Source organism: Streptomyces sp. NPDC053541 (assembly GCF_044544705.1).
Lineage (GTDB): Bacteria > Actinomycetota > Actinomycetes > Streptomycetales > Streptomycetaceae > Streptomyces.
Window position 1 is genome coordinate 549,244 of record NZ_JBITXM010000002.1, and the last position, 14,290, is coordinate 563,533.

Here is a 14,290-nt window from a genome sequence, read left to right on the forward strand (position 1 = left end):
AGGAGCAGGGGGCGACACTTGACCCCTTGCGCAGTCCGGAGAAAGGTGTTCGCGTGTCCCGCCGCAGAATCGGCTTCTGGTACCGCCTGGCGGCGGTCATCGCCAAACCCCCCCTGGTGGTGCTGTTCAAGCGGGACTGGCGCGGGCAGGAGCACATCCCGGCCGAGGGCGGCTTCATCACCGCGGTGAACCACAACTCGTACCTGGACCCGCTCTCGTACGCGCACTACCAGTACAACACCGGCCGCGTGCCCCGCTTCCTGGCCAAGGCGGGCCTCTTCAAGGGCGGCTTCGTCGGCACCATGCTCCGCAACACCGGCCAGATCCCGGTCTACCGCGAGACCACCAACGCCCTGGACGCCTTCCGGGCCGCCGTCGACGCCATCGAGCGCGGCGAGTGCGTCGCCTTCTACCCCGAGGGCACCCTCACCCGCGACCCCGAGATGTGGCCGATGGCCGGCAAGACCGGCGCCGCCCGGGTCGCCCTGCTCACCAAGGCGCCCGTGATCCCGGTCGCCCAGTGGGGCGCCAACCTCGCCATGCCGCCGTACGCCAAGGAGAAGAAGCTCCGGCTGTGGCCGCGCAAGACCCTGATCGTGCAGGCCGGTCCGCCGGTCGACCTCTCCCGCTTCCACGACGTCGAGCCCACGCCCGACGTGCTGCGCGAGGCCACCGAGGAGATCATGGCCGCCATCACCCGCCTCCTGGAGGAGGTCCGCGGGGAGAAGGCCCCGGCCGAGCCGTACGACCACAGGAAGGCCCGGCAGGAACAGCGCCGCAGGGCCGCGGAGGAGCGCAAGAAGTGACCAAGGCAGCCGTCTTCGGCAACGGATCCTGGGGCACCGCCTTCGCCATGGTGCTCGCCGACGCCGGGTGCGAGGTGAGCCTGTGGGGCCGCCGCGCCGCCCTCGCCGAGGCCATCAACCGCACCGGGACCAACCCCGACTACCTCCCGGGCGTCGAACTCCCCAAGGGCATCACGGCCACCGCCGACCCGGCCGAGGCCGCCCGCGACGCCGACTTCACCGTGCTCGTCGTCCCCTCGCAGACGCTGCGCGAGAACCTCGCCGCGTGGGCGCCGAAACTCGCCCCCGACACCGTCCTGGTGTCCCTCATGAAGGGCATCGAGCTCGGCACCGCCAAGCGCATGAGCGAGGTCATCCGCGAGGTCGCCGACGTCCCCGCCGAGCGCGTGGCCGTGCTCACCGGACCCAACCTGGCCAAGGAGATCGCCGCCCGGCAGCCCGCCGCCGCCGTGGTCGCCTGCGCCGACGAGTCGGTCGCCCAGCGGCTCCAGAGCGCCTGCATGACCCCGTACTTCCGCCCGTACACCAACACCGACGTCGTCGGCTGCGAGCTCGGCGGCGCGGTGAAGAACGTCATCGGCCTCGCCGTCGGCATCGCCAACGGCATGGGCCTCGGCGACAACTCCAAGGCCACGCTCATCACCCGCGGCCTCGCCGAGACCACCCGCCTCGGCCTCGCCATGGGCGCCGACCCGCTGACCTTCTCCGGCCTCGCGGGCCTCGGCGACCTGGTCGCCACCTGCTCCTCGCCGCTCTCCCGGAACAACACCTTCGGCACCAACCTGGGCCGCGGCATGACCCTCCAGGAGACCATCGCGGCCACCAAACAGACCGCCGAGGGCGTCAAGTCCTGCGAGTCCGTGCTGGATCTGGGCCGCCGCCACGGCGTCGACATGCCCATCACCGAGACGGTCGTCTCGATCGTCCACGACGGCAAGCCGCCGGTCGTCGCGCTCAAGGAGCTGATGTCGCGCAGCGCCAAGCCCGAGCGGCACTGACGCCGGCCGGGTGACCCGTCCGCGCGCGGCACACGCGCGGCACCCGCGGGGCTGAAGCAGTTCGGACGTCGCAGGGTACGCTCATCGCGATATGAGCGAGAACACCCAGAGCCCCCGCAAGCCGCGCGTGGCCGTCGTCTTCGGCGGACGCAGCTCCGAGCACGCCATCTCCGTCGTCACCGCCGGCGCCGTCCTGAAGGCGATCGACCGGGACAAGTACGACGTGCTGCCCATCGGCATCACCCGCGAGGGCCGCTGGGCGCTGACCGCCGACGCCCCCGAGCGGATGGCGATCGCCGACCGCACCCTCCCGGACGTCGCCCAGCTCGCCGAGTCCCAGACCGGTGGCGTGGTGCTGCCCGTCGACCCGGCCAGCCGCGAGGTCGTCCTCAACGAGCCCGGCGCGCTGCCGCGGGCCCTCGGCGAGGTCGACGTGGTCTTCCCGATGCTGCACGGCCCCTACGGCGAGGACGGCACCCTCCAGGGCCTCCTGGAGCTCTCCGGAATCCCGTACGTCGGCGCCGGCGTGCTCGCCTCCGCCGTCGGCCAGGACAAGGAGTACATGAAGCGGGTCTTCGTCTCCTTCGGCCTGCCGGTCGGCCCGTACGAGGTGATCCGCCCGCGCGAGTGGGAGCAGAACCCGGCCGCGGCCCGCAAGAAGATCGTCGAGTTCGCCGCCGACCACGGCTGGCCGCTCTTCGTGAAGCCCGCCCGCGGCGGCTCCTCCGTCGGCATCACCAAGGTCGACGACCTCTCCGGCCTGGACGAGGCCGTCGAGGAGGCCCGCCGCTTCGACCCGAAGATCATCGTCGAGGCGCTGGTCCGGGGCCGCGAGATCGAGTGCGGCGTCCTGGAGTTCGAGGACGGCCCGCGCGCCAGCGTGCCCGCCGAGATCCCGCCGGTCACCGACCACGACTTCTACGACTTCGAGGCCAAGTACATCGACTCGGCCTCCGGCCTGGTGCCCGCGCCGATCGGCGACGAGGCCACCGCCGAGGTGCAGCGGCTCGCGGTGCTCGCCTACGAGTCCGTGTCCTGCGAGGGCCTGGTGCGCGCCGACTTCTTCCTCACCGAGGACGGCGGCTTCGTCATCAACGAGATCAACACCATGCCCGGCTTCACGCCCATCTCCATGTACCCGCGGATGTGGCAGGAGAGCGGCGTCAGCTACCCGGAGCTCGTCGACCGGCTCATCCAGGCCGCGCTGAACCGCTCCACCGGACTGCGCTAGCGGCAGCCCGGGCCGGCCGCCGAGGGGGCCGCGCCGCGAGGGGGCCCGCCCGGCGTCTCAGACGCTGGGCGGCACGGCCCTGCGCACCGGCTCGGCCAGGTCCACCAGCGGGCCGACGTCGTGCGCGTAGCGCGCGTCGAGCGTCACCTCCACATAGGCCTTGCGGTAGGTGGTGGTGAAGCGCGGGCCGTCGCCGGCGCGCGGCTCGTACAGCCAGTTCACGCCGTTCGCGTCGATCCCCTGGGCCTGTGGATCGTTCATCTTTTCGGGCCGGGGGACCCCGCAGCGCAGTACGATCGCCGCGTCCCCCCACGCGGCGGTCAGCTCCGACTCGGGCTCGGTCCCGGTCCGCGGCAGACCGGCCACGGTGCCGGGCAGCTCCTTCGCGAGGGCACGGCAGACGGCGGCCTCGGCCTCCGGCGGACCGGGGACCGGCACCGTCGCCCTCGCGTCCGGCGCGGAACAGCCGGCGGCGGCCAGCAGCAGGACGGCCGCGGCGGCACGGGCGGGCAGGCCGAAGGGCCGGTGGGAAGACATCACCGGCCAAGGGTAGACGGGGGCTAGATATGCACGACCGGGCAGGTGAGGGTGCGCGTGATGCCTTCCACTTGCTGGACCTTGGCGACCACCATGCGCCCGAGCGCGTCCACGGTGTCGGCCTCGGCCCGCACGATCACGTCATAGGGACCCGTGACGTCCTCCGCCTGGATCACCCCAGGAATCTTGGCGATGGTCTCGGCGACGGTCGTCGCCTTGCCCACCTCGGTCTGAATAAGGATGTACGCCTGAACCACGGAACCTCCAGGGCGGCCACGAGGATCTTGTGGGAGAAAGAGACGCCACGGTACCGCGTCGCCGCGGGCCGCGGGGAGACCTCCGGGTCCGGAGGCGCACGCGGGGTGGCGTACGCACATGAGAAGTTGACGGTCTACTTGACGGTATCCGGCACGGTGACGGCCCGCGACCCGCACGGCGAGGAGCGGCACGGCGGCGCGGCGGCCGGCACGACGACACGAGGTGAATCGCGGTGAAGGGCACAGTCGGAGAGCTCGGCGAGTTCGGGCTCATCAGGGAGCTGACCTCCCGGCTCACCTCCACCCCGGCGGTGCGGATCGGGCCCGGCGACGACGCCGCGGTCGTCTCCGCCCCCGACCGGCGGGTGGTGGCCAGCACGGACATCCTGCTCGAAGGGCGTCACTTCCGCCGCGACTGGTCCACGGCCTACGACGTGGGCCGCAAGGCCGCCGCGCAGAACCTCGCCGACATCGCCGCCATGGGCGCCGTGCCCACCGCGCTGCTCCTCGGCCTGGTCGTGCCCGCCGAACTCCCGGTCACCTGGACCACGGAACTCATGGACGGACTGCGCGACGAATGTCAGGTCGCCGGTGCCGCCGTGGTCGGCGGGGACGTGGTCCGCGGTGACACGATCATGGTCTCCATCACCGCCCTCGGCGACCTGCGCAACCACGACCCGGTCACCCGGGGCGGCGCCCAGCCCGGCGACGTCGTCGCCTACACCGGCTGGCTCGGCTGGTCCGCGGCCGGCTACGCGGTGCTCTCCCGCGGCTTCCGCTCCCCGCGCGCCTTCGTCGAGGCCCACCGCCGCCCCGAGCCGCCGTACCACGCCGGCCCCGCGGCCGCCGGCCTCGGCGCCACCGCCATGTGCGACGTCAGCGACGGCCTGATCGCCGACCTCGGGCACATCGCCGAGGCCAGCAAGGTCCGCATCGACCTGCGCTCCGGCCTCATCGACATCCCCAGCCAGATGAACGACATCGGGCAGGCCGTCGGCGTCGACCCGCTCCAGTGGGTGCTCACCGGGGGAGAGGACCACGCCATCGTCGCCACCTTCCCGCCGGACGTGAAGCTGCCCGCCCGCTGGAAGGTCATCGGCGAGGTCCGGGGCCCCTCCTCGCTGCCCCAGGTCACCGTCGACGGCGCCCCCTGGCACAGCAAGAGCGGCTGGGACCACTTCGGGGAGACCGAGTGAACGACCGGCCGCCGCTGGTGCTGACCGTCGCCGGATCCGACTCCGGCGGCGGCGCGGGCATCCAGGCCGACCTCAAGACCATGCTCGCGCTCGGCGTCCACGGCATGAGCGTGATCACCGCCGTGACCGCCCAGAACTCCCTCGGCGTCCAGGGAGCCTGGGAGCTGCCCGCCGAGGCCGTACGGGCCCAGTACCGGGCCGTGGTGGACGACATCGGCGTCCAGGCGGTCAAGACCGGCATGCTGGCGAGCGCGGTGCTCGTCGAGACCGTGGCGGAACTCCTCGCCGGCACCGACGCCCCCGTGGTCGTCGACCCCGTCGGCGTCTCCAAGCACGGCGACCCGCTGCTCGCCGCCTCCGCGCTCGACGCCGTCCGCACCGCGCTGCTGCCCCTCGCGACCGTCGCCACCCCCAACCTGGACGAGGTGGCGCAGCTCACGGGCGTCACGGTCGAGGACGAGGACGGCATGCGCCGGGCGGCCGGCGCGATCCTGGCGTACGGACCGCGCTGGGCGCTGATCAAGGGCGGGCACCTGCCCGGCGACCACGCCGAGGTCGTGGACCTGCTCACCGACGGCACCGCGGAGCACTGGCTGCACGCCCCCCGGTACGACAACCGGCACACCCACGGCACGGGCTGCACGCTCGCCTCGGCGGTGGCCTCCGGCCTCGCGAAGGGCCTCGCCGTCCCGGAGGCCGTACGGGAGGCGAAGTCGTACGTGACGGGCGCCCTCGCCGCCGGATTCGCCCTGGGCGCGGGCATCGGCCCGGTCGACCACGGCTGGGCGCACCGGCGCTGAGCCTTCTCAGGGCATGGCAAAAGGCCGGTTCACCGAGGTGAACCGGCCTCTCAAGGCAACCGCAGGGGCTGCGCTACGACGAAACGTCGCGGTTAGCGCGAGACCTTGCCGGCCTTGATGCACGAGGTGCAGACGTTGAGCCGCTTCGGCGTCCGACCGACCACGGCACGCACACGCTGGATGTTCGGGTTCCAGCGACGAGACGTACGGCGGTGCGAGTGCGAAATGTTGTTGCCGAAGCCCGGCCCCTTGCCGCAGACGTCGCAGTTGGCAGCCACGGGTCACTCCAAAGACTTCAGATTTACAGTGAAACCGGCGCACCGGAATCGGATCAGGGATCTGAAGTGGTTTGCCGGGGAATGGCCCGACCAGTGCCGGGCAACCGAAGCAGCATACAACGGATGCTTCGGTGGAACGAAACTACCACGGCCCGCCGGGCCCCCGCCCCGGGCCCCGGGCGGTCGCCGGTCTACCCTGCGGTGAACCCACCGCGAAGCACAGGAGGACCACCCGTTGCCGCGAGCTCCGCAGACCCTCGACGCCGACACGGTCCGATCCTGGTGCGCAGGGGCGCTCGCGGCGCTCGGCAGGGAGCGCGCGGAGATCGACGCCATCAACGTCTATCCCGTCGCGGACGGGGACACCGGCACCAACCTCTACCTGACGGTGGAGTCCGCCGCCCGCGCCGTGACGGCCGCCGACGGCTCCGCCGACGTGGCGGAGATCATACGGACCATGGCGCACGGCGCCCTCCTCGGCGCCCGCGGGAACTCCGGCACGATCCTCTCCCAGCTGCTGCGCGGCATGGCCGCCGTCCTGGCCGAGGGCACCGACGGCGACCACCTCGCCCGCGCTCTGGCCGGCGCCGCCGCCGAGGCCCGCAAGGCCGTCGCCCACCCCGTCGAGGGCACCCTCCTCACCGTCGCCGACGCGGCGGCCGGCGCCTGCGCCGCCGGCGGCGACCTCGTCACCGTCGCGCGCAAGGCCCACGAAGGCGCCCGCACCGCCCTGGACGCCACCCCCGGACAGCTCGACGCGCTGCGCCGGGCCGGGGTCGTGGACGCGGGCGGGGCCGGACTCGTCGCCGTCCTCGGCGCCCTCCTGGAGGCCCTCACGGGCGAGGCGCCCGCCCCGGCCGCCGGGGCCGCCGCCCCCGCGGAACACCTCCACCACCCGCCGCTCGCCCTCGACTGCGCCGCCGACAGCGGCCCCGCCTACGAGGTCATCTACCTCCTTGAGGCCGCCGACGAGGCCGTCGACCGGCTCCGCGACCGGCTCGACGCCCTGGGGGAGTCCCTGGTCGTCGTCGGCGGCGACGGCCTGTGGAACGTGCACGTCCACACCGACGACGCCGGCGCCGCCGTCGAGGCCGGCGTCGAGGCGGGACGCCCGTACCGGATCCGCGTCACCCACTTCGAGCGCCGCCCCGAACCCGCCGAGCGGGCCGTCGTCGCCGTGCTGCCCGGCGAGGGCCTGGCCGGGCTCTGCGCCGAGGCCGGCGCCACCACCCTGGTCGCCCGCCCCGGCGAGACCCCCACCGCCGCCGAGCTCACCGAGGCCGTCCGCCGCGCCCACGCCCGCGAGGTCGTGCTGCTGCCCAACGACACCGAGCTGCGCGCCGTCGCCGCCGAGGCCGCCGAGCACGCCCGCCGCGAGGGCATCCGGGTCGCCCTCATCCCCACCCGCGCCGCCGTCCAGGGCCTCGCCGCCCTCGCCGTCCACGAACCCGGGCGCAGCTTCGACGAGGACGTCGTCGCCATGACCGCCGCCGCCGGCGCCACCCGCTACGCCGAACTCGGCGTCGCCGAGGCCCGGTCCTTCACCTCCGCCGGCGTCTGCCAGGCCGGCGACGTCCTCGGCCTCATCGAGGGCGACGTCGCCGTCATCGGCCGGGAGCTCACCGCCACCGCCGTCACCGTCCTCGACCGCATGCTCTCCGCGGGCGGCGAACTCGTCACCGTGGTCGTCGCCGCCGACACCCCCGACGACCTCGCCACCACCCTCGAACAGCACGTCCGCGCCACCTACTTGGCCGTCGACACCACCGTCTACCACGCCGGAGAGGGAGCGCCCCCGCTGCTCATCGGCGTCGAATAGGCCCGGCCCGCCGCCCCGGGGGCGCGACTTCTGTCAGTGCCGTGGTGTGCAATGGACCACGTGCCCGCGCTCGACGAACCCCTCAAGAAACTGCTCGGCGCCGCCACCGCCAAGGTGATGGCCGAGCACCTGGACCTGCACACGGTCGGCGACCTGCTGCACCACTACCCCCGGCGGTACGCGGAGCGCGGCGAGCTCACCACGCTCGCCGACCTGCCGCTCGACGAACACGTCACCGTCGTCGCCCAGGTCGCCGACGCGCGCGTGCACACCTTCAACCGGGGCGGGCGCGGCAAGGGACAGCGCCTGGAGGTCACCATCACCGACGGCAGCGGCCGGATGCAGCTGGTCTTCTTCGGCCGCACGGTGCACTTCCACCAGAAGGAGCTGCTGCCCGGCCGGCGCGCGATGTTCGCCGGCAAGGTCGGCATGTTCAACCGGCGCCTCCAGCTCGCCCACCCCGAGTACAAGCTCCTCGACGCCGAGAGCGGCACCGAGACCGTCAAGGCCTTCGCGAGCGAGCTGCTGCCCATCTACCCGGCCTGCAAGCAGCTGGAGTCCTGGACCATCGAGCAGTCCGTCGGCATCGCCCTCGACTCCCTGGCCGCCACCGGCTGGGAGGGCCTCGTCGACCCGCTGCCGCCCGCGCTGCGCGAGGGCCGCGGCCTCGCCGAGCTGCCCGACGCGCTCCTGAAGATCCACCGCCCCCGCACCAAGGCGGACATCGCGGACGCCCGCGACCGCCTCAAGTGGGACGAGGCCTTCGTCCTCCAGGTCGCCCTGGCCCGCCGCCGGCACGCCGACACCCAGCTCGCCGCCGTCCCCCGCCGCCCGGCCCCCGACGGCCTCCTCACCGCCTTCGACGCGAAGCTGCCCTTCACCCTCACCGAGGGCCAGCAGAAGGTATCGAAGGAGATCTTCGACGACCTCGCCACCGAACACCCCATGCACCGCCTCCTCCAGGGCGAGGTGGGCTCGGGCAAGACCCTGGTCGCCCTGCGCGCCATGCTCGCCGTGGTCGACGCCGGGGGACAGGCCGCCATGCTCGCGCCCACCGAGGTGCTCGCCCAGCAGCACCACCGCTCGGTCACCGAGATGATGGGCGAGCTCGCCGAGGGCGGGATGCTCGGCGGGGCCGAGCACGCCACCAAGGTCGTGCTGCTCACCGGCTCCATGGGCGCCGCCGCCCGCCGGCAGGCGCTGCTCGACCTGGTCACCGGCGAGGCCGGGATCGTCATCGGCACCCACGCCCTGATCGAGGACAAGGTGCAGTTCCACGACCTCGGCCTGGTCGTGGTCGACGAGCAGCACCGCTTCGGCGTGGAGCAGCGCGACGCCCTGCGCGGCAAGGGCAAGCAGCCCCCGCACCTGCTGGTCATGACGGCCACGCCCATTCCCCGGACGGTCGCGATGACCGTCTTCGGCGACCTGGAGACCTCCGTCCTCGACCAGCTGCCCGCCGGCCGCTCGCCGATCGCCAGCCACGTCGTCCCCGCCGCCGACAAGCCGCACTTCCTCGCCCGCGCCTGGGAACGGGTCCGCGAGGAGGTCGAGGCCGGGCACCAGGGGTACGTGGTGTGCCCGCGGATCGGCGACGAGGAGGACCGGAAGCAGAGCGGGAAGCGCAAGGCCTCGCCCGAGGACGAGGCCGAGAAGCGCCCGCCGCTCGCCGTCCTGGAGGTCGCCGAGCAGCTGCGCGCGGGGCCCCTCGCCGGACTCTCCGTCGAGGTGCTGCACGGCCGGATGCACCCCGACGACAAGGACGAGGTGATGCGCCGCTTCGCCGCCGGCGAGGTGGACGTCCTGGTCGCCACCACGGTCATCGAGGTCGGCGTCAACGTGCCCAACGCCACCGCGATGGTGATCATGGACGCCGACCGCTTCGGCGTCTCCCAGCTCCACCAGCTGCGCGGCCGGGTCGGCCGCGGCTCCGCCGCCGGCCTGTGCCTGCTCGTCACCGAGATGCCCGAGGCCAGCCCGGCCCGCGGGCGGCTGGCCGCGGTCGCCTCCACCCTCGACGGCTTCGAACTCTCCCGGATCGACCTCGAACAGCGCCGCGAGGGCGACGTCCTCGGCCAGGCACAGTCCGGCGTCCGCTCCTCCCTGCGGGTCCTCGCCGTCATCGAGGACGAGGAGGTCATCGCCGCCGCCCGCGAGGAGGCCACCGCCCTGGTCCTCGCCGACCCCGGCCTCACCGCCCACCCCGCCCTGCGCACCGCGCTCGACGCGCTGCTCGACAAGGACCGGGAGGAGTACCTGGAGAAGGGCTGAGCGCCGCCGGGCCGCCCGCGTCCGGCCCGGCCCCGATCCGCAACGGGCGGCCTAAGCTAGGGCGTACGCACTGCCTGCCGGAGGACGAGGAACCCACATGACCCGCGTGATCGCCGGCACCGCCGGCGGACGCCGCATCGCCGTGCCGCCCGGCAACGGCACCCGGCCCACCTCCGACCGGGCACGGGAGGGACTCTTCTCCACCTGGGAGTCCTTCCACGGCCTGGACGGCGCCCGGGTCGCCGATCTGTACGCGGGCTCCGGCGCCGTCGGCCTGGAGGCGCTGTCGCGCGGCGCCGCCCACGCGCTCCTCGTGGAGGCCGAGCCGCGCGCGGCGCGCACCGTCCGCGAGAACATCCGCGCCCTCGGCCTGCCCGGCGCCGAGCTGCGCACCGGCAGGGCCGAGCAGATCGTCACCGGACCGGCCCCGGCCGAGCCGTACGACCTGGTCTTCCTCGACCCGCCCTACGCCGTCGCGGACGCCGATCTCCGCGAGATCCTCCTCACAATGCGCGCGGGGGGCTGGATCGCCGATGATGCCCTCGTCACCGTGGAGCGCAGCACCCGGGGCGGAGAATTCGGCTGGCCGGACGGTTTCGAGCCACTGCGGTCCCGTCGCTACGGCGAGGGAACGTTTTGGTACGGTCGCGCCGCCTCTACGTGCGAAGACGCACGATGACCGGACCGGAGAGCGAGGGACCAAAGTTGCGCCGCGCCGTCTGTCCGGGGTCGTTCGACCCCATCACCAACGGACATCTCGACATCATCGCCCGCGCCTCCAAGCTGTACGACGTCGTGCACGTCGCGGTGATGATCAACCAGTCGAAGAAGGGCCTGTTCGCGGTCGACGAGCGGATCGAGATGATCCGCGAGGTCACCGCCGACTTCGGCAACGTCGAGGTCGAGTCCTTCCACGGCCTCCTCGTCGACTTCTGCAAGCAGCGCGACATCCCCGCCATCGTCAAGGGACTGCGGGCCGTCAGCGACTTCGACTACGAGCTGCAGATGGCCCAGATGAACAACGGGCTGTCCGGCGTCGAGACGCTGTTCGTGCCCACCAACCCCACCTACAGCTTCCTGTCGTCCTCGCTGGTCAAGGAGGTCGCGGCCTGGGGCGGCGACGTCTCCCACCTGGTGCCGCCGCAGGTCCTGGGCCGGCTGACCGAGCGCCTGCGGGAGCGCTGAACCGGCCGTGACCCCCGGCCACCATCGCTGACGCTCCGTCACCAGGTCCCGGACGGGGCCCGACTGGCCTTACAGTCGTCCCGTCCGTCTCCATCCAGCTGTAGAGAGTGGCGAGCACCGGTGGACGTGCAGAAGAAGCTCGACGAGATCGTCGATACGGTCCGGAGCGCCCGCTCCATGCCCATGTCGGCCTCCTGCGTGGTCAACCGGGCCGAGCTGCTCGCTCTGCTCGAAGAGGTCCGGGGCGCCCTGCCGAGCTCCCTGGCCCAGGCCCAGGAGCTGCTGGGCGGGCGCGAGCAGATGGTCGAGCAGGCCCGCCAGGAGGCCGAGCGGATCATCGAGGCCGCCCACGCCGAGCGCGGCTCGATCGTCTCCGACTCCCAGGTCGCCCGGCAGTCCCAGGACGAGGCCGAGCGGATCCTCGCCGAGGCCCGCCGCGAGGCCGAGGAGATCCGGGCCGAGGCCGACGACTACGTGGACTCCAAGCTCGCCAACTTCGAGGTGGTCCTCAACAAGACCATCGCCTCGGTGGACCGCGGCCGCGAGAAGCTGCTCGGCCGGGGCCCGGGCCTGGACGCCGACGGGTACGGGGACGAGGACGCCCCCGAGTACAGCGCCGACCCGCAGACCCTGATCCAGCGCGCCGACGGCTACGTGGACGCCAAGCTCGGCGCCTTCGAGGCGGTGCTCAGCAAGACCCTGGAGGCCGTGGGCCGAGGCCGGCAGAAGCTGCACGGCCGGATCGCCACCGACGCCCTCGGCGAGCACATGGCCGCCCAGGACGCGGCCGGCGGCGCGGGCCTGCACCACGCCAGCGACGCGGACTACCTGGCCGGCCTCGCGGAGCTGGCCGACCCCGAGCCCGTACCGCAGCAGCCGGCGCCGATCCCGGCGCAGCAGGCCCAGCCGGAGCCGTACGGCTACGAGCAGCCGGTCCAGGACCCCTACGGCTACCCGCAGCCGGTCCCGCAGGACCCCTACGCGTACCAGCAGCCGCAGGCCGACCCGTACGCCTACCAGGGGCAGTACGGCTACGAGCAGCCCGCCGTCCCGCCGCAGCAGCAGGCGCCCGCCTCGCTCGACGAGACCAGCTTCTTCGACACCAGCATGATCGACCTCGAACAGCTGCGCCGGTACGAGCAGGGGCACTGACCCGGGACGACCCGGATTGGGCCCTGGGCGAAGCGTCCAGTATCCTGGCTCTTCGGTCGCGCTATGTCCGCGATCCGTGCTGCCCGAGACTGGCAGCCCCCCTCACGTCTGTGAACGATCTGAAAGCAGGAAGAACCCTGAGCACGCGCCTCGATCACCGCAACCCCCTCGTGTTCGACACGCACGAGCTGGGGCGGCGTCCTGGTGCCATGCAGCGGATCTCCCGCACGGTCGACGCCCCCAGGGACCTGGGGATCGCGGGGGTCATCGCGGTGCCCGAGGGCGCCCCGGTGGAGATCGAGCTCCGTCTCGAGTCGGTCATGGAAGGGGTGCTTGTCACAGGCACCGCCCGTGCATCGGCCGAGGGGGAGTGCGTAAGGTGTCTGGAGCCCGTCGAGCTGGAGCTCGACGCGGACTTCCAGGAGATGTTCTCGTACCCCGACTCCGACGACCGGGGCCGCTCGAAGGCGGCCGCGGACGACGAAGCCGAGGACGACGAGGACATGATCCCCCTCGAGGACGGCATGTTCGACCTCGAGCCCGTGCTGCGCGATGCGGTGGTGCTCGCACTGCCGATGCAGCCGGTGTGCCGGGAGGACTGCGAAGGTCTGTGTTCCGAGTGCGGAATCAACCTGAACGAGAACCCGGACCACCACCACGACGCCGTCGACATCCGTTGGGCGGCACTGCAGGGACTCGCCGGTTCGCTGGGAACCGACGAGAAGGACAACATGAGCGATGCCGCATCCGGTGTCGACGAGAAGCAGGAGAAGTAGCCGTGGCTGTTCCGAAGCGGAAGATGTCGCGCAGCAACACGCGCCACCGCCGGTCGCAGTGGAAGGCTGCGGTCCCCACCCTGGTTTCGTGTGAGCGTTGCCAGGAGCCCAAGCAGCAGCACATCGCGTGCCCGAGCTGCGGCACCTACAACAAGCGCCAGGTCCTCTCCGTCTGAGGGGCTGGTGAGAGGCACGATGTCTGACCACGTCAATTCGGCCTCGTCCCACACGCTTCTGGAAGGGCGGCTCGGGTATCAGCTCGAGTCCGCCCTTCTGGTGCGTGCGCTCACCCACCGTTCGTACGCGTACGAGAACGGCGGTCTGCCCACCAACGAGCGGCTGGAGTTCCTCGGGGACTCGGTGCTCGGCCTGGTGGTCACGGACACGCTGTACCGCACCCACCCCGACCTGCCCGAAGGCCAGCTGGCCAAACTGCGGGCCGCGGTGGTCAACTCGCGTGCGCTGGCGGAGGTGGGCCGCGGCCTCGACCTGGGCTCCTTCATCCGGCTCGGCCGGGGCGAGGAAGGCACGGGCGGCCGGGACAAGGCGTCCATCCTCGCCGACACCCTCGAAGCGGTGATCGGCGCGGTCTATCTCGACCGGGGCCTCGACGCGGCGTCCGAGCTGGTGCACCGGCTCTTCGACCCGCTCATCGAGAAGTCCTCGAACCTCGGTGCCGGCCTGGACTGGAAGACCAGCCTCCAGGAGCTCACCGCCGCCGAGGGGCTCGGCGTTCCGGAGTACCTCGTCAGCGAGGAGGGTCCGGACCACGAGAAGACCTTCACTGCTGCCGCCCGCGTCGGTGGTGTCTCGTACGGCACCGGCACCGGCCGCAGCAAGAAGGAAGCGGAACAGCAGGCGGCGGAGTCCGCGTGGCGCGCGATTCGCGCCGCCGCGGACCAGCGCGCGGCGGCGGCCAAGGCCGCGAGCGCGGAAGAGGGCGCCGACACCTCTTCCGCCGGGGAGCAGGCCACCGCCTGACCC

Annotated in this window: 16 protein-coding genes; 13 read left to right on the forward strand and 3 right to left on the reverse strand. The window is 72.6% G+C overall.

Going from position 1 to position 14,290, the window contains the following annotated elements; genetic code table 11:
- Positions 1–53 precede the first annotated feature (53 nt).
- The 3 genes from ACIGW2_RS06535 to ACIGW2_RS06545 all read left to right on the forward strand — a co-directional run bounded on the left by ACIGW2_RS06535 (position 54) and on the right by ACIGW2_RS06545 (position 3,035).
- Positions 54–806 carry a lysophospholipid acyltransferase family protein gene (locus ACIGW2_RS06535; protein WP_399841481.1) on the forward strand — a complete coding sequence of 251 codons (753 nt, stop codon included), beginning with the start codon at positions 54–56 and terminating at the stop codon, positions 804–806.
- A complete protein-coding gene (locus tag ACIGW2_RS06540) occupies positions 803–1,804 on the forward strand; it encodes an NAD(P)H-dependent glycerol-3-phosphate dehydrogenase (RefSeq protein WP_399841484.1) in 1,002 nt (333 codons plus the stop codon). The genes ACIGW2_RS06535 and ACIGW2_RS06540 overlap by 4 nt, the downstream gene beginning before the upstream one ends.
- A 91-nt stretch (positions 1,805–1,895) precedes the next feature.
- A complete protein-coding gene (locus ACIGW2_RS06545; protein WP_399841487.1) occupies positions 1,896–3,035 on the forward strand; it encodes a D-alanine--D-alanine ligase family protein in 1,140 nt (379 codons plus the stop codon).
- A 57-nt stretch (positions 3,036–3,092) separates the two neighbouring features.
- Here the strand turns inward: ACIGW2_RS06545 and ACIGW2_RS06550 are convergent, their stop codons facing one another.
- On the reverse strand, positions 3,093–3,572 hold the full coding sequence (locus tag ACIGW2_RS06550) for a DUF3515 domain-containing protein (RefSeq protein ID WP_356062111.1): 480 nt from the start codon (positions 3,570–3,572) through the stop codon (positions 3,093–3,095).
- A gap of 23 nt (positions 3,573–3,595) precedes the next feature.
- On the reverse strand, positions 3,596–3,829 hold the full coding sequence (locus ACIGW2_RS06555) for an Lrp/AsnC family transcriptional regulator (protein WP_265864650.1): 234 nt from the start codon (positions 3,827–3,829) through the stop codon (positions 3,596–3,598).
- Between the two features lie 233 nt (positions 3,830–4,062).
- Between ACIGW2_RS06555 and ACIGW2_RS06560 the strand changes: the two genes are divergently transcribed.
- A complete protein-coding gene (locus tag ACIGW2_RS06560) occupies positions 4,063–5,025 on the forward strand; it encodes a thiamine-phosphate kinase (protein WP_356061852.1) in 963 nt (320 codons plus the stop codon).
- Entirely contained in the window at positions 5,022–5,825 is an 804-nt protein-coding gene (thiD, locus tag ACIGW2_RS06565) for a bifunctional hydroxymethylpyrimidine kinase/phosphomethylpyrimidine kinase (RefSeq protein WP_391652657.1), read from the forward strand. The genes ACIGW2_RS06560 and thiD overlap by 4 nt, the downstream gene beginning before the upstream one ends.
- 92 nt (positions 5,826–5,917) lie before the next feature.
- On the opposite strand, the gene rpmB is transcribed toward thiD, so the two are convergent.
- Positions 5,918–6,103 (reverse strand): 50S ribosomal protein L28, encoded by a 186-nt coding sequence (gene rpmB, locus ACIGW2_RS06570; protein ID WP_003957616.1) that lies wholly within the window; start codon positions 6,101–6,103, stop codon positions 5,918–5,920.
- Between the two features lie 235 nt (positions 6,104–6,338).
- Between rpmB and ACIGW2_RS06575 the strand changes: the two genes are divergently transcribed.
- From ACIGW2_RS06575 to rnc, 8 genes are all read left to right on the forward strand, one after another.
- Complete coding sequence (locus ACIGW2_RS06575) at positions 6,339–7,922, forward strand: DAK2 domain-containing protein (RefSeq protein WP_391652658.1); 1,584 nt, start codon at positions 6,339–6,341, stop codon at positions 7,920–7,922.
- 51 nt (positions 7,923–7,973) lie between these two features.
- The gene (recG, locus tag ACIGW2_RS06580; RefSeq protein ID WP_391652659.1) at positions 7,974–10,193 is read left to right on the forward strand and encodes an ATP-dependent DNA helicase RecG; all 2,220 of its coding nucleotides are present in this window, start codon (positions 7,974–7,976) and stop codon (positions 10,191–10,193) included.
- Positions 10,194–10,290: 97 nt separating this feature from the next.
- Positions 10,291–10,872, forward strand: a complete 582-nt coding sequence (gene rsmD, locus ACIGW2_RS06585) for a 16S rRNA (guanine(966)-N(2))-methyltransferase RsmD (protein WP_391652660.1) — start codon at positions 10,291–10,293, stop codon at positions 10,870–10,872.
- A 26-nt stretch (positions 10,873–10,898) separates the two neighbouring features.
- Positions 10,899–11,378: a pantetheine-phosphate adenylyltransferase gene (coaD, locus tag ACIGW2_RS06590; RefSeq protein WP_356062114.1), complete on the forward strand. Its 480-nt coding sequence runs from the start codon at positions 10,899–10,901 to the stop codon at positions 11,376–11,378.
- A gap of 120 nt (positions 11,379–11,498) precedes the next feature.
- Positions 11,499–12,530, forward strand: a complete 1,032-nt coding sequence (locus ACIGW2_RS06595) for a cell division initiation protein (RefSeq protein WP_391652662.1) — start codon at positions 11,499–11,501, stop codon at positions 12,528–12,530.
- 170 nt (positions 12,531–12,700) lie between these two features.
- On the forward strand, positions 12,701–13,306 hold the full coding sequence (locus ACIGW2_RS06600; RefSeq protein ID WP_356062117.1) for a DUF177 domain-containing protein: 606 nt from the start codon (positions 12,701–12,703) through the stop codon (positions 13,304–13,306).
- A 2-nt stretch (positions 13,307–13,308) separates the two neighbouring features.
- On the forward strand, positions 13,309–13,482 hold the full coding sequence (gene rpmF / locus ACIGW2_RS06605; protein WP_030496967.1) for a 50S ribosomal protein L32: 174 nt from the start codon (positions 13,309–13,311) through the stop codon (positions 13,480–13,482).
- A gap of 19 nt (positions 13,483–13,501) precedes the next feature.
- Entirely contained in the window at positions 13,502–14,287 is a 786-nt protein-coding gene (gene rnc / locus ACIGW2_RS06610; RefSeq protein WP_391652663.1) for a ribonuclease III, read from the forward strand.
- Positions 14,288–14,290 lie beyond the last annotated feature (3 nt).

Excerpts from the sequence above, each read along its gene's own strand:
- ACIGW2_RS06545 (WP_399841487.1), top strand. The coding sequence starts at position 1,896 with ATGAGCGAGAACACCCAGAGCCCCCGCAAGCCGCGCGTGGCCGTCGTC.
- ACIGW2_RS06550 (WP_356062111.1), bottom strand. The coding sequence starts at position 3,572 with ATGTCTTCCCACCGGCCCTTCGGCCTGCCCGCCCGTGCCGCCGCGGCC.
- recG (WP_391652659.1), top strand. The coding sequence starts at position 7,974 with ATGGACCACGTGCCCGCGCTCGACGAACCCCTCAAGAAACTGCTCGGC.
- rsmD (WP_391652660.1), top strand. The coding sequence starts at position 10,291 with ATGACCCGCGTGATCGCCGGCACCGCCGGCGGACGCCGCATCGCCGTG.
- rnc (WP_391652663.1), top strand. The coding sequence starts at position 13,502 with ATGTCTGACCACGTCAATTCGGCCTCGTCCCACACGCTTCTGGAAGGG.